The organism is Exiguobacterium sp. SH5S13, from assembly GCF_004337085.1.
GTDB lineage: Bacteria > Bacillota > Bacilli > Exiguobacteriales > Exiguobacteriaceae > Exiguobacterium > Exiguobacterium aurantiacum_A.
The window spans coordinates 41,976-60,796 of the sequence record NZ_SJUS01000010.1 but is presented as its reverse complement, the minus strand read 5'-3'; the positions used below and the strand labels follow the sequence as shown (position 1 = coordinate 60,796).

Here is an 18,821-nt window from a genome sequence, read left to right as displayed (position 1 = left end):
ATGATAGAGCAGAAACCATTTAGACATCATGAGTGCTAGGCACTCATTTTAGGAGGCACACATGCACAGTGGTGAAGCAATAACATCAGTGAAGAACCAATACGCACGTTACGCGATTCCGTATGTGATTGGAATGCTCGTTTCGTTAGGATTGGCGTTCTACAGCATTGTGGCGGCAATCACCCTGTTCGTGGGCACGCTGATCTTCTTCACGTATCAGCAAGTGACGATCCGGCGAGAACGCAAAGCGTGGGAACGTTACGTCCACTCGCTCTCACATCGGATTGAGGATGTCGGCAAAGAAGCGCTCACGAGTATGCCGATCGGGATTCTAATATTCGATGAGACCCGGCGCATCAGTTGGTTCAATGAACAGTCCCGACTCATCTTTGAACTTGAGATGGAACTGGGCATCTCGATCGACTCGATTCATTCGGCCTTTACGGAGTTGATCGAGGAGGAAGAGGACGAGGCGACGATTGAAGTCGGGGACCGTGTATACCGTGTCCTGTACAATAAGGAATATCAAACGCTGTACTTGTTCGATATGACGGACGAGGCGGAGATTGAACAGAAGTACTCTGAAACGCAGACAGTGATCGGCGTCCTCTACTTAGACAACTACGATGAGATGTCGACTGCGGTCGATGAACAGGTCCGCAGCGAAATCAACCGCCGTGTGACCGTTCTCTTGAACCAGTGGGCGCAAAAATATCACATTTATATGCGTCGGACGGCTGCCGACCGGTTTTTCCTCGTCATGAACGAACGAACGCTCTCGGAACTCGAGACCAATCGCTTCTCGATTCTTGATGAGGTCCGGGAAGCGACGAAGGAACATAAAATTCCGCTCACGCTCTCGATTGGAATCGGCTGCGGCGAGACGACGCTGACCGAACTCGGCAACTTGTCCCAATCGAGCCTCGATTTAGGGCTCGGGCGCGGTGGTGACCAAGTCGTCGTCAAACGTCATAACGGAAAAGTCCGCTTCTTCGGCGGCAAGACGAATCCGACCGAGAAACGGACGCGGGTACGTGCCCGCGTCATCTCGAACTCGATGCGTGATTTGATTCGAGAGTCGAGCCGTGTCCTCATCATGGGACATAAAAACCCGGACATGGATTCGCTCGGCGCATCGATTGGAATCATGAAGCTCGCTGAGTTTGTCGGTCGTGAGGCGTACGTCGTCATCCCGGCCGGCGAGACGAGTGTCGGGATTCAACGGCTCGTCCACGAAGTCGAGAATGATGAAGACTTGTACAGCCACTTTTTGACGGAGTTTGAGGCGCAACCGCTCATCGATGACCAGACACTTCTCGTCATCGTCGACACGCATCGTCCCTCACTCGTCATCTCACGGGATCTTTTAGACAGGGCCGAACGAGTCGTCGTCATCGACCATCATCGTCGCGGCGAAGAGTTTATCGAGGACCCGGTGCTCGTCTACATGGAACCTTACGCGTCGTCGACGTGTGAACTCGTGACAGAGTTGATTGAATATCAAGCGGGTACCCGCAAACTGTCGATTTTAGAGGCGACGTCGCTCCTTGCCGGAATCATGGTCGATACGAAAGGGTTCACGCTCCGGACCGGGTCGCGGACGTTTGATGCCGCTTCATTCCTCCGGATTCAAGGAGCGGACACCGTGCTCGTCCAACATTTCATGCGGCAAGATCTCGATTCTTATATCGAACAGTCGCATATTTTAGAGAATACCGACATTTATGCAGGCGGTATGGCAATCGCGGTCGCTTCAGACGACGAGGCCCATCATCAAGTGTTGATCGCCCAATCGGCGGACCAACTCCTGAACATGGAAGGCGTCAAGGCGTCGTTCGTCATCGCCATCTTGCCAGACGGTCGGACCGGGATCAGTGCCCGTTCGCTCGGCGACGTCAACGTTCAAGTCATCATGGAGATGCTCGACGGAGGCGGCCACTTGACGAACGCGGCCACGCAGTTGAACGTGGGTCGCGACGAGGCGAAACAGCTGTTAAAAGAAGCGATCGATCATTACACGACAGATGAAAACGAGGGAGAGGAATCGGAATGAAAGTCATTTTAAAAGTAGATGTTAAAGGTCAAGGACAGGCAGGGGACGTGAAAAACGTCGCCGATGCTTACGCAAAAAACGTACTCTTCAAGCAAAATTTGGCAGTCGAGGCGACACCAGGCAACTTGAAGGCGTTTCAAGCGAAAGAACGCCGTGCCGAGGAAGCAGCCGAAGAAGAGCTGAAAGCCGCACAACAGTTGAAAGACAAGCTTGAAAAAGAGACGATCGTCGTCAAGACGAAATCAGGCGAAGGTGGCCGTGTCTTCGGCTCGGTAACGAGTAAACAGATCGGTGAAGCGCTCAAAGGGATGGGTTACAAGATCGATAAGCGTAAAATCGAACTTGAACATCCGATCAAAGCGCTCGGTTTCACAAAAGTGCCCGTGAAGTTGCATCATGACGTCACGGCACTGTTAAACGTACATGTTCAAGAAGCTTGAAGGCGAGGTAGAAACGAATGAGTGATGCGATTCAAGTCAATACTCCGCCACATAGCGTTGAGGCGGAACAAGCCGTCCTTGGGGCAGTTATTCTCGATTCTGACCGGCTGATCACGGCCTCGGAACGAGTCGACCCGGACGACTTTTATCGTGTCAGCCATCAACGGATCTTCGAAGCGATGCTGAAGATCAACGACCGCGGGGAACTCGTCGACTTGGTCACGCTCAGTTCGGAGCTCCAATCACAAGGAATCCTCGATGAGATCGGTGGATTGAACTACTTGGCCGAAATCGCCGAGGCGGTTCCTGCCATCGGGAACATCGGGTACTATTTGAACGTCGTCGATCAAAAGGCGGCGCTCCGGCGTCTCATCCGGACGGCGACGAATATCGTCTCGGACGGATACGAGCGTCAAGACGAAGTCGATGCGGTCCTATCTGATGCCGAGCGAAACATTTTAAAAGTTTCGCAGCGGAAAGGCCAATCGAGTTTCCATTCGATCGGTTCGGTTTTGTCGGATGCCTATTCGACGATCGAGAAGCTGCATCAATCGAGCGGTGAGATCACCGGGATCGCGACCGGCTTTAGTGACCTCGACAAGATGACGGCCGGGTTCCAGCGTAACGACCTCATCATCGTGGCTGCCCGTCCTTCTGTCGGGAAGACGGCCTTCGCCCTCAACATCTCGCAAAACGTCGCCGTCCGTACGGGCGAAAACGTCGCCATCTTTAGTCTTGAGATGGGTGCCGAACAACTCGTCATGCGGATGCTCTGTGCGGAAGGCAATATCGACGCGCAGCGTCTGCGGACCGGGCGACTCGAGTCTGAGGACTGGGGACGGCTATCGCTCGCGATGTCGTCGTTATCACAGGCCGGTATCTTTATCGATGATACACCAGGTCTTCGCGTCAACGAGATTCGGGCCAAATGCCGCCGCTTGAAGCAAGAGTACGGTCTCGGCATGATCATGATCGACTACTTGCAGCTCATTGTCGGGAACGGCAAGCCGGGCGAGAACCGGCAACAAGAAGTCTCTGAGATCTCGCGTACGCTCAAAGCGATCGCCCGGGAACTCCAAGTACCGGTCATTGCCTTGTCGCAGCTCTCGCGTGGCGTAGAGAGCCGTCAAGACAAACGGCCGATGATGTCGGATATCCGGGAATCCGGAGCAATCGAGCAAGATGCCGATATCGTCGCCTTCTTGTACCGGGACGACTATTACGATAAAGAGAGTGAAGACGCCAACACGATCGAGATCATCATCGCCAAACAGCGTAACGGTCCGACCGGCACGGTCAAACTCTCGTTCCGGAAAGAGTACAACAAGTTCGTCAACATGGAGACGCAAGCCTTCGCACCACCGATGTGAGATCGGTGGTGTTTTTTTGTAGAATCGGGAAAATAGTAATTGAATGCGAGTCAATAACGAACGAAAGGTTAATACATAAAATTATCGTTCGGTATTAGGTTGACTTTCTGAAGTGTCAAGTGTACACTTACCAATGGTTTGAACAGAACGTTTATCTACAAGGAGGATTCATTATGTCATCAGTAGTCGTAGTGGGAACGCAGTGGGGCGATGAAGGAAAAGGGAAGATCACCGATTTCTTGTCTAAACAAGCCGACGTCGTCGCGCGTTATCAAGGGGGAGACAACGCTGGTCATACGATCGTCTTCAATGATACGAAGTATAAACTTCACTTGATTCCATCGGGGATCTTCTATTCGGACAAGACATGTGTCATCGGGAACGGGATGGTCGTCAACCCGAAGTCGCTTATTACAGAGCTTGCATACTTACATGAGCGCGGCGTGAGCACGGACAACCTCCGCATCTCAAACCGGGCCCACGTCATCTTGCCGTATCACCAGCTTCAAGACAAGCTTGAAGAAGATGCGAAAGGTGACGCGAAAGTCGGGACGACGCTCAAAGGGATCGGCCCTTGTTACATGGACAAAGCGGCACGGATCGGGATCCGGATCGCTGACCTACTCGACAAGGAAGTGTTCGCCGAGAAACTGAAGACGGTCCTCGCAATTAAAAACCGGATGTTCGTCAAGATGTATGAAGTCGACGCGGTCGAGTTCGATGATATCTTTGAAGAATACTATGCGTACGGCCAACAGTTTGCCAAGTACGTGTGTGATACATCGGTCGTGTTGAACGATGCGCTCGACGAAGAACAGAAAATCCTATTCGAAGGCGCGCAAGGTGTGCTGTTAGACATCGATCACGGGACGTACCCGTTCGTCACATCGTCGAACGCGGCGTCAGGCGGGGTATCGAGCGGTGCCGGAATCGGACCTTCGAAGATTGACCACGTCGTCGGCGTCTGTAAAGCGTACACGTCGCGCGTCGGAGACGGCCCGTTCCCAACCCAGCTCGATGACGAGATCGGTCACATGATCCGTGAAGTCGGTAAGGAGTACGGTACGACGACAGGACGTCCGCGCCGTGTCGGTTGGTTCGACTCGGTCGTCGTCCGCCACTCGCGTCGTGTCAGCGGCATCACTGACCTATGCCTCAACTCGATCGACGTGTTGACAGGTCTTGAGACGCTTAAAATTTGTACGGCGTACGAGTACGAAGGCAAGCTCCTCGATGAGTACCCACCTAACTTCCGCGTCCTCGAGAAGTGTGAGCCGGTGTTTGAAGAGCTCCCAGGCTGGACGGAAGACATCACAGGGGTCCGCAAGTTCGAAGACTTGCCGGTGAACGCACAGCGCTATGTCAAGCGCATCGAAGCGTTGACGGGCATCGAACTGTTGACGTTCTCGGTCGGACCGGCGCGTGAACAGACAGTCATCTTGCGTGACATCTACGAAGCATAAGACTAAGAGCCCTCGCGGCTCTTTTTTCATTTCCGTGGAAATGGACCACGCTTTCTAACCCATTGAAAAAGAGTTACAATAAGACGTGTACGTTTAACGATAGAGGAGGACTCACTGAATGGATCGTACGATTTTAGTGGTAGATGACGAACAACCAATCGCTGATATATTGAAGTTTAAACTTGAAAAAGAGGGCTATGTCGTCCACGTCGCTTATGACGGGGAAGAGGCACTCGTGAAAGTCGAGGAGGTCAAGCCTGATTTGATCTTGCTTGACATCATGCTCCCGCTCAAAGACGGCATGGAAGTGTGTCGTGAAGTGCGTAAGAAGTATGATATGCCGATCATCATGTTGACGGCGAAAGACTCGGAGATCGACAAAGTACTCGGTCTCGAACTCGGCGCTGACGACTACGTCACGAAGCCGTTCAGCTCACGCGAGCTCTTAGCCCGCGTCAAAGCGAACATGCGTCGTCACGCGACGGCACCGGCTGTCGAAGCGAAAGGCGCCAACGCGAACGATATCGTGATCGGTGACTTGACGATTCATCCGGATTCATACATGGTCACGAAACGCGAAGAGAAGATCGAACTGACGCACCGTGAATTTGAGCTCATCCATTACCTGGCCCAAAACATCGGCCAAGTGATGACGCGCGAGCATTTGCTTCAGACGGTGTGGGGTTACGACTACTTCGGAGACGTGCGTACGGTCGACGTGACGGTCCGCCGTTTGCGGGAGAAGGTCGAAGACAGCCCGAGTACACCGACGTATATTATTACGCGCCGCGGTGTCGGGTACTATTTAAAAGCGGGAGAAGAAGACTAAACGATGAAACGGACGAACTTCTTTAAATCTATCCAGTGGAAGCTCGTCGTCATCTATGCGCTGCTCATCCTTGTTGCGATGCAAGTCATCGGAGTGTACTTCGTACGCTCCCTCGAACGACAATACATCAACAACTTCTCGCAGTCGCTCGTCGATCGGGCCAACCTTCTGAGCTACAACGTCAGTGAAGGGATCGCATCGAACGGCGGTGACTCGACTACTGATCAGCAGTTGAACCAGGTACTGGATCAACTGCTGTCTGAGTTTACGGAGAGCACGACGCTAGCTGACGACATTCGCGAAGTCCAAATTATCGACACGAACAGTGTCGTCCGGGCGACTTCGAACCAAAACAACCAAAGCCTCGTCGGACAACGGACGGCGAGTTCATTCATTCAAAAATCGTTCGCGACAAGCGGTGCGCAAGAGACGCTCGTCTATGAGGACTCGAACGAGCGGATGCGCGTCGTCGCCGTCCCGATCAAATCTGAGGTCGATGGGACGACGACCGGGATGATCTATATCGAGGCGTCGATGCAATCGATATACAACCAGATGGAGCAAGTGACGAGGATCCTTGCGACCGGTACGCTCATCGCCTTGATTATCACGTCCATCCTCGGAATTTTGCTGTCACGGACGATCACGCGGCCGATTGCGGACATGCGTCGTCAAGCCGTCGAGATGAGAAAAGGAAACTTCTCGCGGAAAGTTAAAGTCTATTCTGACGATGAGGTCGGTCAACTCGCCTACGCCTTTAACGAATTGACCGATGAACTGATGGAAGCGAACGCGACGACCGAGGCGGAACGACGGCGCTTGACGAGCGTGTTAGAGAACATGTCGGACGGTGTCGTCGCGACCGACCGCTCGCTCCGGGTCATCCTCATGAACGATCAGGCCCGCGATATGATTGGCGTCGCCGAAGAAGAGGCGATGGGAGCGAATCTGCAGAGCCTGCTCGAGTTTGATGATGAGATCGTCATCCCGGAAGACGGGACGATGCCGACGAAATTAATCGATCTGAGCACGGACGAAGAACTGTTCCTCGTCCGCGCCTACTTCTCACCAATTCAAAAACATAGCGGTCCGATCACCGGACTCATCGTCGTCTTGCACGACGTGACCGAGCAAGAGCAAGTCGAACAAGACCGCCGTGAGTTCGTCGCCAACGTCAGCCACGAGCTGCGGACGCCGCTCACGACGATGCGGAGCTATCTCGAAGTGCTCGCCGAAGGCGCGTACAAAGATGATGAGCTCGCACCGCGGTTCCTTGAGACGACTCAAAACGAGACCGAACGGATGATTCGTCTCGTCAACGACTTACTCCAGCTCTCGAAGATGGACAGTAAAGAGTATACGATGCAAAAAGTGAAGTTTGACTTCATCCAATTCTTCAACGATATAATCGAGCGCCATGAGATGACGAAAGGCGAAACGATCCAGTTCCGCCGGAAACTCATGAAGCGTCGCGTCTACGTGCACGCCGATCAAGATAAGATGACGCAAGTCATCGACAACATCATCACGAACGCGGTCAAGTTCTCTCCAGAAGGTGGGACGATCACGTTCCGGACGATGCTGCGGGCGAAACGGCTCGTCATCGGTATCAAAGATGAAGGTGTCGGGATTCCGAAGTCGAATTTGAAGAAAATCTTTGAACGCTTTTACCGGGTCGACAAGGCCCGAGCGCGAAATATCGGCGGGACCGGACTCGGTCTGTCGATTGCCAAGGAAGTCGTTTCAGCCCACGGTGGCGACATTTGGGCGGAGAGCGAGTTTGGACGTGGGACGACGATTTACTTCACCATCCCGTTCGATACGATCGTGGAGGTGAATGACTGATGGGACGACCTCGCTTCTTGGCGAAGCCAGAACTAGTGAAATCGCTCGTCTTGCTTACCTTGATCGTCACGTCGATCGTCCAAACGGTCATCCTTTGGGATTACCATCCGAAGTATCAATCGGTTCAATCCGAGACCCAAGTGGCGACGGTGGATGAGTCGCTGCAACGTCAGGCGAGGCAAATTATCGTGCCAACCCAGACGGTCGTCCACGAGAACAACGCTGTCTTTGCGACGAAGAACACGCCGAAGCAAATCGCTCGGGTCATTCGCGACGCGTTCGAGGCGAACGAGTTTAAACCGCTCGCCGTCAAAAACGTACCGAGCTTGTATGCCGGTGTCAACGAGGCAGTTGAACTGATTTTACCGGAACCATACTATGCAGACACACTCAGTTACATTCTGCCCGGATCTTACAGCCTGTCAGGGAAAGTACCGCAACGGGCGCTCATCTTCATGGACGACAACGTCTGGAAAGTCCGGGCGATCATGAGCGATCAGTCGTTGTGGGAAGGTCGGCTCTCTAAAGCCGGACAAGGGGACGTCAACAGTTTGTTCTTAAAAGATTCGAACCGCGCGATGCAACGTGTCACGTACACGGATGAGCGGGTCAACTATATCCCGGTCGTCGGGCCTGAGATGAACGAGCTGTTCGCTTATGACGTCTCACAAATCCAAATCTCGGCACGCCTTGATTGGATGCGCGATACGTTCTTCCCCGGGGACCCGAACGTTCAAGAAGTCGATCCGGCGAGTTCGGTCGGCGCACTCACGAACGGGATCAGCGTCGCCGAGTATGACGCGACGTTGAACGCGAGCCGCTACCGTAACTTGTCACGCAATAGCACCGAGCGCGAGTCGGCGATCGGGCTTGATACGATCGTCGACTTCGTCAACTTTCATGGCGGCTGGGTCGATGAGACGTCAGAGAGTCAAGGGCTGTCCCTTCGTTTCGATGCGATCACACCAGCGAACAAAGGCTTTGAGACGACCGTGTTTCGGTTTCACGTGAAAGGGCACCCTGTCTTTAGCCAACGTGATGCGTTTATCAACAACGATGCGATCGACTTATCCACACTGCGCGTTGAAAATGACGGGGCACAAGTCCGGTCCATCACGCGTCACCATCTCGAGATCGATCGGTTGATCTCGGTCGGGACGACACAGCTTGCGGACGGGCAAGACGTCATCGATACGCTCGTCAACGCAGACCGGTTCGAAAACGTGACCGAGATTCGTCCCGGTTATGAGATCGAATACAATGAAGACGCGAGCCGTTACGTCACGTTCTCCCCGAACTGGTTCGTCCGTGAAGCTGGGAGATGGATCCCGTACGATAAGCCGGAAGATTGGACAGAGAGGATGATGTACCGTGGATTGGAGTAAAGCGAAAACGATTCTAATCCTCGCCTTCCTCGCGCTGAACATCTACCTGTTGTTCCAGCTCTTGACGGAAACGTGGGCGACCGAGGTCGTGACGAGCGACAACACATCAATCGCCCAAATCTTAGACCAACGTGACGTCGACGCATCGAAATTGCCGCGGATGGGACGGGATATCGGTTATTTGACCGGCTCGTCTGAGCAGATGTCGGCGTCGATGATTACGAAAAATCGTGAAGTACAACTAGCGACGACGCTCGACAACATGCAGCTTGAAGTTGAGCTCAAACAAGCTGTCCCGCTCGACGAGAACGACTTGCGGACGACGGCGACGACGTTCGTCACCGAGTACGTGCCGTTCGGGTCAGAGTACGCCTACTGGCGGTTTGACCAAGAGACGCGCCAACTCGCATTCGTTCAGACGTATGAAAAAAATAAGATTTTCTCGAACCCGGAAATCGAGGCGGGTACGGAGACATATATCGGTCCGTCCCTATTATTGCTCCAATTGAACGAAAACTACGAAGTGACCGACTACAAGCAGCGCCATTTGACGAACTTGTCGTCGAAATCGCAAGACGACCTAGTCTTGACAGCGAGTGAGGCGATCTCACAACTCGCGGCCCGGAAGTACTTCCAGCCGAACCAAGAGATGCGCGCCATCAACACCGGGTTTTATAGCTTACCGCTCGACAGTTCCGGCAGCTTGGTCATCATGCCGCCGCTCTGGTCGATCGCCATCGACGACAACGTGTATTTCGTCAATGCGATCGATGGGACGGTCGAACGGGTTGAATTTAATTTAGAAGACTGAAAGGAGTGATCGAGTGACTTTACGCTACAGTGTGCTCGCGAGCGGTTCGACCGGCAACGCGCTCTATATTGAGACGGACCGGGCGAAATTGCTCGTCGACGCCGGATTGACCGGCAAGGCGATGCAGCAACGCGTCACAGACATCGGCCAGTCGTTCGAGGGTATCGACGCACTGCTCGTCACACATGAGCACTCCGACCATATTAAAGGAGTCGGGATCCTCGCCCGGAAGTACAACTTGCCGATCTACGCGAACACGAAGACGTGGGCAGCGATGGAAGACAAAATCGGCAAGATCGACCCGGCCTTGAAGTTTCATTTCGAAGTCGGTGACGTCAAACAGTTCGGGGACATCGAGATCGAGTCGTTCAACGTTAGCCACGATGCGGCCGACCCGATGTTTTATCAGTTCGCCCATGACGGCAAGCGGTTGGCCCACATCACCGACACCGGGTACGTCTCGGACCGGATGAAAGGGCTCATCCGCGGCGCGGACGACTTCATCTTTGAGTCGAACCACGACGTCTCGATGCTGCAGATGGGACGGTACCCGTGGAGCGTCAAACGGCGTATCCTCGGGGACTATGGCCACGTCTCGAACGAAGACGCCGCCATCGCCATGAGCGAGGTCATCGGTGACCGGACGAAACGGATCTTTTTGGCCCACCTCAGTAAAGACAACAATATGAAAGAACTCGCGCAGATGAGCGTCGCACAGACGCTCGGCATGCGTGACGTCGATCTCGGACGCATCAAACTGCATGACACCGACCCATTAATCCCATGTCCGCTCGTTTCTTTATAAGCGAACTTGGGAAAAGACAGGTAACACTGTCCTGAAGGGGGGGCGCGTCGTGAACGAAGAGAGACACCATGAGTATGAACCTCAAGACGTCGAACCTTTAGAGCACGAAGCAGCATCAATGAACGATTCACCATCGACTTATCCATCCCGAAGCGAGTGGCGTCCGAAGCAAGAGGAACACGTGCGCCATAAGCCACGGCTGAATGTAAAACCGTTATTACTCGGAGGGGTTGGCGGATTCTTAGGAGCGGCGTTATTCTTTTTCGCGATGATGCTCTGGGATTCGCCGACCTCTCGTTTTGTTACAAACGAACTGGTCCGTACCGAGCAAGCCGTCACCGTCACGGAGTCGGACATCACGGCCGCCGTCACGGGCGCGAAGACGTCCGTCGTCAGCATCACGAACATCCAGCGCGCCTTCACCTCGGACTCGCAATGGGAGGCCGGTGCGGGCTCTGGTGTCGTGTATAAAGTCGACGGGGACACGGCGTACATCGTCACGAACTTCCACGTCATCGAGGAAGCGGACGAGATCAACGTCGCTTTCGCCGATGGGCAAGTCGCCCCGGCCACGATTTTAGGAGAAGACCCGCTCAACGACTTGGCGGTCGCCTCCGTGAAACTGCCGGAGAATATCGACGTCAATCCGATTGTGCTCGGCGATTCGACGGTGCTACAGGCCGGCGAGACCGTGATGGCGATTGGCAACCCGCTCGGCGTCTTTTCAAACTCGGTCACGCGTGGTATCGTCAGTGGTGTCGAACGGACCGTGCCGGTCGATACGAACGCGGACGGTCTCATGGATTATAACGCCGAAGTCATCCAGACCGACGCCGCCATCAATCCCGGCAACTCGGGCGGGGCACTCATCAACATCCGCGGTGAGCTCGTCGGCATCAACTCGATGAAGATCGCCGAAGCGAGCGTCGAAGGGGTCGGCTTCTCGATCCCGGTCAACGTGGCGCTACCGGTCATCGACATGCTCGAGCGTGACGGACGGGTGACACGGGCTCAGCTCGGCGTCACGATCCAAGAAGTCATCGCCGTCCCGGGCAACGTCCGGGAAGAATACGGCATCAGTTTTGACAAAGAGGACGGGGTGTTCATCGAAGCGATCACACCCGGTAGTCCGGCCGAACAAGCAGGGCTTCGCGTCGGGGACGTCATCACGAAGATCGGCGACCGTGAGATTAAACGCTACGTCGATTTACGTGATGCTTTGTACCGAGACGCCGCGGTCGGGGATAACATCGTCATCGAATATACACGGCGAGGCAAGGCAGAAACGACCGAGGCCACATTAACAGAAGCAACGTAAAGGAGCGGCGACGCTTCTTTTTTAAGGAGGAAAATTTGTGGAAAAAAAAGTATGCAAGGAACATGTTGAAATCGCTTTAGACATCATTGTCGATGAGACCGGGGAGTACCCGTTGCTCGAAGAACTATCGTCAAGTGGACAAGTGAAATGTGAGTTCTGTGATGCCGATGCAACATATGTTGTGTCAAGCAAAAAATGATTGTCAACATGTGGATTTGTGGATAACTCTGTGGATAACCCTATGGATAACTCCGAAAAAACTGTGGAAAAAGGAAGAATTGGATGAATATTTCAATTATCACGGTCGGCAAATTAAAAGAAAAATATTTGAAACTAGGAATTGCGGAGTATACGAAGCGCCTGTCGGCATACGCGAAAGTGCATGAAATCGAGGTTGCGGACGAGAAAGCGCCCGAACATTTGAGTGAAGCTGACATGTTTCTAGTAAAACAAAAAGAAGGCGAGCGGATTTTGGCGAAAATCAGTCCGGACACGCACGTCATCGCTCTCGCCATCGACGCCAAGCAGCGGACGAGTGAAGAGTTCGCCCGTGAGCTCGACAAGTTGGCGACGTACGGCAAGAGCAAAATCGCCTTCGTCATTGGTGGGTCGCTCGGCTTATCCGACGACGTCATGAAACGGTCGGACGATACGATCTCATTTTCGAAAATGACGTTTCCGCATCAATTGATGAAGCTCGTCTTGTGTGAGCAGATTTATCGGGCGTATCGGATCAATCGGAATGAACCGTACCATAAATAAATGAGAATTTAGTCGTAAACTGCACCAAAATCAAGTTATAAATTTTTGATTAAAAGGTATAGTTACCTCCACATAGATTAAATGAGGAATGTGGAGGTAATAATATGCTTAATAAGGGCCTGGTGTTAGTGGCTTTATCGGCAATTTTATGGGGTATCTCCGGTGGACTTGGCAGTTTTTTAATGGAGAAAGGTTGGGACCCTTTGGTCGTTTCTTTTTACAGAGGAACTGTAGGATTAATATGTCTTCTAATTTGGTTTGCATTTCGACCAGTCCGGTTAAACAAACGCTTATGCCTTTGGGCCGTCGTAGCAGGCATTGGGATAGTAGGAAACTTTGTTTTTTACTTTGTTAGCATCTCAGAATCAAGCGTCGCCGTAGCGGCGGCCTTGATGTACACGGCACCTATCTTTGTTCTCCTTATCTCGTTTATATTTCATCTGGAAAAACCGTCTCTCTTCAAATTCATAGCAATCGCTTTCGTGATGGTTGGTGTCGTCTTGCTGACGGAAGTTTACAATGTCGGCTCTGATCAGGTTACAACGATTGGACTTCTAGCGGGCCTAGGCGCCGGACTATCATATGCGTTGTTTATTTTTGGTTTTAAATATGCTTCAAAGCATGGAGAACCACAAGGGATTTTGGCAATCGCTTTTCTTACGTTTACGTTCATCATGTTGTTCTTCACAGATTTGAATGAAGCAGTATCCGTCATTTACTCACCAGACTGGTTCTGGATGATTCTATTAGGGATCTTTGGTGCGGGTTTATCCTTCTTTTTATACGTAGTAGGTTTGGAGAAAACGTCGCCAACTTCAGCTTCTGTTATTGCCATGGTCGAGCCAGTCACTGCGTCCTCTTTTGGATTTTTTCTCCTCAGTGAAACACTCAACGTTGTTCAACTATGTGGAATGGCGATCATATTGATAACTGTGACCGTCTTAAGCGTGAAGAAAGGCTAAAGTGAATTCATAGACATCGTAGCCGTCGCTAGGAGTTATCTGAAGTAATTATGTGTATTGAAACACCAAGGATCAGTCACTATAATAAATTGAAAACCCTCATTTGATGATAACTCTTTCTAGACAGAAAGGTTGGAAGGTTAAAAATGAAAAAACGACCATTGGGACATTCAGGGATTGAAGTATCGGAGATCGGCTTTGGAGCATGGCAGTTAGGTAATGAAAAAGACTGGGGCAAGATGACGGATGAAGAAGCTATCCATTTAGTGGAACAAGCAATGGATGAAGATTGCACGTTTTTTGATACAGCACCAAACTATGGAGCCGGGAAAAGTGAAGAGTTGATCGGAAAAGCCGTTAGAGGAAAACGAGATCAAGTCGTCATTAGTAGTAAGGGCGGCCATCATTCAAATGGAGAGCTGAACTTTGAACCAGAGCAGTTACGGTTATCTGTCGAAAGTAGTTTACGCAGATTACAGACCGATTATTTAGACTGCCTCTTACTACATAATCCTCCGTTCTCAACGCTAACTAGTGAATCTCCGCAGTTTGAGTTACTAGAACAGCTAAAAGCTGAAGGGAAAATTAAAGCGTATGGGGCTTCGGTTGATACGGGAAAAGAAGTGACCGAATTAATCAAGCATACCGACAGTCAGGTGATTGAGGTCATGTTCAATATGTTTCATCAGGAACCAGCCGAGTCAATCAAGCTGGCATGCCAACAAGGCGTCGGAATCATTGCCAAGATTCCACTCGATTCAGGTTGGCTAACTGGAAAGTATGATCGTCATAGTAAATTTAGCGGGATTCGGGACAGATGGAGTGAAGAAGAAATTCAGAGAAGAGCTCGATTGGTAGAAAAAGTTCGTCTCATTCTTGGAGAAGAGCGCTCGATGGTACAAGCGGCACTCCAATATGTTCTCTCTTTCGAAGAAGTGTCTACCACCATTCCTGGGGCGAGAAATATTGCACAACTGCAACACAATATTTCTGCATCAGAAGGTGAGCTGTCGATGAAGGTGTTAAATGAGCTCCATAAACTATGGGAAGAAGAAATAAGCGGTTCGAAGCTACCGTGGTAATTGAAGAAGGTCGGCGGATCAATCGGAACGAGCAGTATCATAAGTGATCACATAAAAAAATGATTGAAGCGTCAGAGCCACTCACTGGTTTTGACGCTTTTTGCAGGCGAATCTTCTCTGCTGCCGAATGGTAGTCTTGTTGAAGGGAAACTTGAGGAAAAGATACCTACTCTAATTAAAACTCTCATGCATTGAATATCTAAAAGGAGACTTAACTTTGAAAAAAACAGTTTTAATCAATGTATCTTTTTTGGTGGAAGTAGAAGAAACTGAAGGACATAAAGATTTTGGGATGATTGATTTGATTACGAATGAGCTGTGTCATAACCAAACAATCAGAATAGGTACGAATGAAATGAATGTGAAATGGGAAAGTTGCTCCACGGTTGTCTTAGATCCAGTTTCACTGAATTGTGGACAATGCTCAACTTGTGGACGTTGGATAACAGACAGAGAAAAAAGTAATCCATTGTTACAGTTGTGTAATGGAGCAACTTTCGAAGGAAAACTGCTGTGTGATGACTGTTTACCAGAAGATCACAGGTGGTCTTTTTAAAAGTGAAGCATTATTCCACATCATAAGCCGGTTCGTCTAATTAGTGGAACTTACAAACAAGCAGAGTTAGTTTATTAAGTCTCCTGCAGACAGCGACGAGAGAATAGTTCTAGTCGCTTTTTTTTTGTGAGTCTAATCTTAAAAAGGATTGTTGATATTTAGTTTCGGATTTACAATATAGATAAAAATAATCATAAAATGGTAATTTTTATAAAAATATTAGTAGAGGAGCTTTTCATAATGGAATCGAAAAGAGAGCGAACTGGCAGACGAACATCATTTTTTCAAACCTATTTGATTCCAATTACAATCGCATCGTCTGTAGTTGTATCCGGCACAGTCGGGTACTTTGTCAGTCAATTCAATATGAATAGGAATGCGGACGGATCTATCGCTCAAGCGGAGATGCAATCACGCGTCGACGATATGCAAGAAGAGTCTGTCACAACTATTGAAAGAGAAGTCCCAAAAATTATTCATGATTTAAAGGAATACGATAAAGATTTAGCTCAGCTTGTCCAACAAGTAGATTGGTTAGAGCAAAATATGGTCCCTGTCCGTAACGTATTAGAACATATCAATTCAGCGACGCTTGTCATCTCAGGAGTCAACAGTGTGGTGAGTAGTCCGGTGTTAGGTAAGATGAGTTCTTATTTAAGTTCTGCCAACAGCACGTTAAATGAAGTGGACGCCGTATTATTTCGATTAGAACACTTATCGAGTATCAAACAAGAGATGGGTCAGACACGTGAACGGGTCAGTCAATTGTATGAGACCTATCAAACTGAGAAAGATCCAGCATTGTTATTAGAGATGGAGCACGAATTGGATACAGAACTGGTGTATCACATTGAAGACGTTCGAACCTCAACGATTGAAGCGAGGGAAGCCCTAGAATCCTCTACAGATGTCATTGTAGCGGCGAACTATACAATCTCTGCGTATCAAAAGGTCAAAAATACAGGTGGGAAAGCCATTGAGACACTACAATTTTGGAAAGAAGAAAAGAATGAGAATAAAATTGATCAAGATGAATTCGATCGAATTGAAAAAGAGCTTGCGGATTCAAGAGAACGCCTAAAAGATCTTCCTGAAGAAATGGCCGAGCGATCAAAAGAAACGATTTCCTCTATCAATGAAGTGAAGACGGAACTTCAAGTTGTGAGACTGGCTGAAGTGATTCAAGCAGATTAAAGTTGCTAGCAGACTGTTAAGTTAAAACGTGACACTGATTGCAATCCATTCTAATCTAAAAGTCTTGTATTGAGTACCGGCTACCGAAACAAGGTGGCCGGTTTTTCTTGATGCACAGCCTGAATTATCCCATGCCATATTGCCGTAAAAAATGCGATGTGATAGAATCACTTAGCAAATGATTATCATTATCAATCGAAAAATACGAACACTATATATGAAATGGAGAAGGATTGATCCAATGAACAACATCGAACTCTATAAAACGGCATTTATAAACGGACTTGATGTCGAGCCAGACGCATCATTCGAACAAATGGAGCTCGGTGTCACAAAAGAGTGGGACTCGATTGGCCATATGACGTTGATTGCGGAGCTCGAGGACGCGTTTGACGTCTATATCGATTCGGATTTAATCACAGATTTCAATACGTATCAATCCGGCATCGACCTATTGACACGACTGGGCGTGGACTTCGGACAATGAAGCGCTTTGACTCGATTGAGCAGTATGGAGAACGCACCGCCATCTATGCGGATCGGGCGTACTCCTACGCAGAGATGATGGAGGCGGCCGATTCAATCGCGGATGAGGTCGGTGATCGAACGCTTGTCTTTTGTTTGTGCGCCAACAATAAAGAGTCAATTTTCGGCTATGTCGGCTTTCTCCGCGGCCGCATCGTGCCGCTCCTGTTAGATGCAGCGATTCATCCGGACCAGCTGCAGAAATTAATTGACCGCTATCAGCCGACGTACATTTGGGCGGATCGGGACCATGATCTATTAGCGCAGGAAATGGATTACGCATACGCATACGGTGACTATGCACTGTTTGTCTGTCCACACGCGATTGAGCACGAACTTCATGCCGAGCTCGCGCTCCTCTTGACGACATCCGGTAGCACGGGAAGCCCGAAGCTGGTTCGGCTCAGTTACGCCAACCTCTTTAACAACGCCGAATCAATCGTGTCGTATCTAGACATTGGAGAAAACGACCGTCCCATCACGACGCTTCCGATGAATTACTCATACGGTCTCTCCATCATCAACAGTCACCTCGTGTCTGGGGCGACGATCATTGTGACAGATGCGTCCATCATGCAGAAGGAATTTTGGCAGTTATGTCGTGACCAGAACGTCACGACGTTTGGCGGCGTCCCGTTCTTATACGAGATGCTCGACCGTCTCAAGTTTGAGACGATGGAGCTGCCGAGTTTGACGAAACTGACACAAGCCGGGGGAAAATTGAAGCCTGCTTTAGCCACTAAATTTGCGGAAGTGTGCGAACGAAAAGGTATTCAGTTTTTCATGATGTATGGTCAAACGGAAGCGACGGCACGCATGTCGTATTTGCCGCCGGACCGGAATCGTGAGAAGGCAGGCAGTATTGGCATCGCCATCCCTGGTGGGGAATTAACATTGCGCAATGAAACAGGTGAGACGATTACTTCACCGCACGTCGTCGGCGAATTGATTTATCGAGGCGCCAACGTATCGTTCGGTTATGCCAATGCGTTGTCTGATCTCACGAGCGGAGATGAGAACGAGGGTGTCCTGCATACAGGAGATTTGGCTTATGTCGATGAAGACGGGTATTTCTTCATCGTCGGACGCATCAAACGCATGATCAAGATGCATGGAAATCGGATTAGCCTCGATGAAGTGGAAGACCTCTTACAAGCGAACGGTCATGAGTGTATTTGTACGGGAGCAGATGATGAACTGTACGTATATACGCTACGTGACGATGCTCTCGGCGTGAAACAAGTCATTAAAGACACGATGCATACAAGAGGAGTCACGATTCTACGAATCGACTCCATTCCCCGGAACGAATCCGGAAAAATTCTCTATTCCGCGTTACCGAAACGAGAGCTCATCACCACCTGAACAAACAAGCTGGTGCAAGAGAAGCCTCTGTTGAAAGCAGCATAAGTTTAGAATAA

At 50.4% G+C, this 18,821-nt stretch carries 18 protein-coding genes; all 18 read left to right on the top strand.

From position 1 onward, the window contains the following. The first annotated feature begins 61 nt into the window (after nucleotides 1-61). The 18 genes from EVJ30_RS07300 (at nucleotide 62) to EVJ30_RS07215 (ending at nucleotide 18,765) form a co-directional block, all read left to right on the top strand. Nucleotides 62-2,053, top strand: a complete 1,992-nt coding sequence (locus tag EVJ30_RS07300) for a DHH family phosphoesterase (protein ID WP_131457813.1) — start codon at nucleotides 62-64, stop codon at nucleotides 2,051-2,053. Continuing rightward, entirely contained in the window at nucleotides 2,050-2,493 is a 444-nt protein-coding gene (rplI, locus tag EVJ30_RS07295) for a 50S ribosomal protein L9 (protein WP_070329344.1), read from the top strand. The genes EVJ30_RS07300 and rplI overlap by 4 nt, the downstream gene beginning before the upstream one ends. Nucleotides 2,494-2,510: 17 nt before the next feature. Next, nucleotides 2,511-3,863 carry a replicative DNA helicase gene (gene dnaB / locus EVJ30_RS07290; RefSeq protein WP_131457812.1) on the top strand — a complete coding sequence of 451 codons (1,353 nt, stop codon included), beginning with the start codon at nucleotides 2,511-2,513 and terminating at the stop codon, nucleotides 3,861-3,863. Nucleotides 3,864-4,036: 173 nt separating this feature from the next. Beyond that, complete coding sequence (locus EVJ30_RS07285; RefSeq protein ID WP_070329346.1) at nucleotides 4,037-5,326, top strand: adenylosuccinate synthase; 1,290 nt, start codon at nucleotides 4,037-4,039, stop codon at nucleotides 5,324-5,326. A 118-nt stretch (nucleotides 5,327-5,444) separates the two neighbouring features. Further along, entirely contained in the window at nucleotides 5,445-6,155 is a 711-nt protein-coding gene (gene yycF, locus EVJ30_RS07280; protein WP_070329347.1) for a response regulator YycF, read from the top strand. Nucleotides 6,156-6,158: 3 nt separating this feature from the next. Further along, nucleotides 6,159-8,000 carry a cell wall metabolism sensor histidine kinase WalK gene (gene walK, locus EVJ30_RS07275; protein WP_131457811.1) on the top strand — a complete coding sequence of 614 codons (1,842 nt, stop codon included), beginning with the start codon at nucleotides 6,159-6,161 and terminating at the stop codon, nucleotides 7,998-8,000. Beyond that, nucleotides 8,000-9,385, top strand: a complete 1,386-nt coding sequence (gene yycH / locus EVJ30_RS07270) for a two-component system activity regulator YycH (RefSeq protein ID WP_131457810.1) — start codon at nucleotides 8,000-8,002, stop codon at nucleotides 9,383-9,385. The genes walK and yycH overlap by 1 nt, the downstream gene beginning before the upstream one ends. Continuing rightward, nucleotides 9,372-10,196: a two-component system regulatory protein YycI gene (locus EVJ30_RS07265; RefSeq protein ID WP_131457809.1), complete on the top strand. Its 825-nt coding sequence runs from the start codon at nucleotides 9,372-9,374 to the stop codon at nucleotides 10,194-10,196. The genes yycH and EVJ30_RS07265 overlap by 14 nt, the downstream gene beginning before the upstream one ends. A 13-nt stretch (nucleotides 10,197-10,209) precedes the next feature. After that, on the top strand, nucleotides 10,210-11,001 hold the full coding sequence (locus EVJ30_RS07260) for an MBL fold metallo-hydrolase (protein WP_131457808.1): 792 nt from the start codon (nucleotides 10,210-10,212) through the stop codon (nucleotides 10,999-11,001). Nucleotides 11,002-11,050: 49 nt separating this feature from the next. Beyond that, nucleotides 11,051-12,319 (top strand): S1C family serine protease, encoded by a 1,269-nt coding sequence (locus EVJ30_RS07255; RefSeq protein WP_131468556.1) that lies wholly within the window; start codon nucleotides 11,051-11,053, stop codon nucleotides 12,317-12,319. A 37-nt stretch (nucleotides 12,320-12,356) separates the two neighbouring features. After that, nucleotides 12,357-12,518, top strand: a complete 162-nt coding sequence (locus tag EVJ30_RS07250) for a CxxH/CxxC protein (RefSeq protein WP_131468554.1) — start codon at nucleotides 12,357-12,359, stop codon at nucleotides 12,516-12,518. A gap of 83 nt (nucleotides 12,519-12,601) precedes the next feature. Further along, a complete protein-coding gene (rlmH, locus tag EVJ30_RS07245) occupies nucleotides 12,602-13,081 on the top strand; it encodes a 23S rRNA (pseudouridine(1915)-N(3))-methyltransferase RlmH (protein WP_016509065.1) in 480 nt (159 codons plus the stop codon). A 104-nt stretch (nucleotides 13,082-13,185) separates the two neighbouring features. Further along, the gene (locus EVJ30_RS07240) at nucleotides 13,186-14,043 is read left to right on the top strand and encodes a DMT family transporter (RefSeq protein WP_131468552.1); all 858 of its coding nucleotides are present in this window, start codon (nucleotides 13,186-13,188) and stop codon (nucleotides 14,041-14,043) included. 146 nt (nucleotides 14,044-14,189) lie between these two features. Beyond that, on the top strand, nucleotides 14,190-15,125 hold the full coding sequence (locus tag EVJ30_RS07235) for an aldo/keto reductase (protein ID WP_131468550.1): 936 nt from the start codon (nucleotides 14,190-14,192) through the stop codon (nucleotides 15,123-15,125). Nucleotides 15,126-15,342: 217 nt separating this feature from the next. Next, a complete protein-coding gene (locus EVJ30_RS07230; protein WP_131457803.1) occupies nucleotides 15,343-15,681 on the top strand; it encodes a hypothetical protein in 339 nt (112 codons plus the stop codon). 240 nt (nucleotides 15,682-15,921) lie between these two features. Continuing rightward, a complete protein-coding gene (locus tag EVJ30_RS07225; RefSeq protein ID WP_131468548.1) occupies nucleotides 15,922-16,875 on the top strand; it encodes a hypothetical protein in 954 nt (317 codons plus the stop codon). A 241-nt stretch (nucleotides 16,876-17,116) separates the two neighbouring features. After that, complete coding sequence (locus EVJ30_RS07220) at nucleotides 17,117-17,362, top strand: acyl carrier protein (protein WP_131457801.1); 246 nt, start codon at nucleotides 17,117-17,119, stop codon at nucleotides 17,360-17,362. After that, nucleotides 17,359-18,765: an AMP-binding protein gene (locus EVJ30_RS07215; protein ID WP_131457800.1), complete on the top strand. Its 1,407-nt coding sequence runs from the start codon at nucleotides 17,359-17,361 to the stop codon at nucleotides 18,763-18,765. Before EVJ30_RS07220 ends, EVJ30_RS07215 begins: the two co-directional genes overlap by 4 nt. The last annotated feature ends 56 nt before the right edge of the window (nucleotides 18,766-18,821 follow it).

What these genes read in the sequence shown, in the direction of transcription:
- EVJ30_RS07225 (WP_131468548.1), top strand. Translation starts at nt 15,922, where the DNA reads ATGGAATCGAAAAGAGAGCGAACTGGCAGACGAACATCATTTTTTCAA.
- EVJ30_RS07220 (WP_131457801.1), top strand. Translation starts at nt 17,117, where the DNA reads ATGAACAACATCGAACTCTATAAAACGGCATTTATAAACGGACTTGAT.
- rplI (WP_070329344.1), top strand. Translation starts at nt 2,050, where the DNA reads ATGAAAGTCATTTTAAAAGTAGATGTTAAAGGTCAAGGACAGGCAGGG.
- EVJ30_RS07240 (WP_131468552.1), top strand. Translation starts at nt 13,186, where the DNA reads ATGCTTAATAAGGGCCTGGTGTTAGTGGCTTTATCGGCAATTTTATGG.
- yycF (WP_070329347.1), top strand. Translation starts at nt 5,445, where the DNA reads ATGGATCGTACGATTTTAGTGGTAGATGACGAACAACCAATCGCTGAT.
- EVJ30_RS07285 (WP_070329346.1), top strand. Translation starts at nt 4,037, where the DNA reads ATGTCATCAGTAGTCGTAGTGGGAACGCAGTGGGGCGATGAAGGAAAA.
- walK (WP_131457811.1), top strand. Translation starts at nt 6,159, where the DNA reads ATGAAACGGACGAACTTCTTTAAATCTATCCAGTGGAAGCTCGTCGTC.
- EVJ30_RS07300 (WP_131457813.1), top strand. Translation starts at nt 62, where the DNA reads ATGCACAGTGGTGAAGCAATAACATCAGTGAAGAACCAATACGCACGT.
- dnaB (WP_131457812.1), top strand. Translation starts at nt 2,511, where the DNA reads ATGAGTGATGCGATTCAAGTCAATACTCCGCCACATAGCGTTGAGGCG.
- yycH (WP_131457810.1), top strand. Translation starts at nt 8,000, where the DNA reads ATGGGACGACCTCGCTTCTTGGCGAAGCCAGAACTAGTGAAATCGCTC.
- rlmH (WP_016509065.1), top strand. Translation starts at nt 12,602, where the DNA reads ATGAATATTTCAATTATCACGGTCGGCAAATTAAAAGAAAAATATTTG.
- EVJ30_RS07235 (WP_131468550.1), top strand. Translation starts at nt 14,190, where the DNA reads ATGAAAAAACGACCATTGGGACATTCAGGGATTGAAGTATCGGAGATC.
- EVJ30_RS07215 (WP_131457800.1), top strand. Translation starts at nt 17,359, where the DNA reads ATGAAGCGCTTTGACTCGATTGAGCAGTATGGAGAACGCACCGCCATC.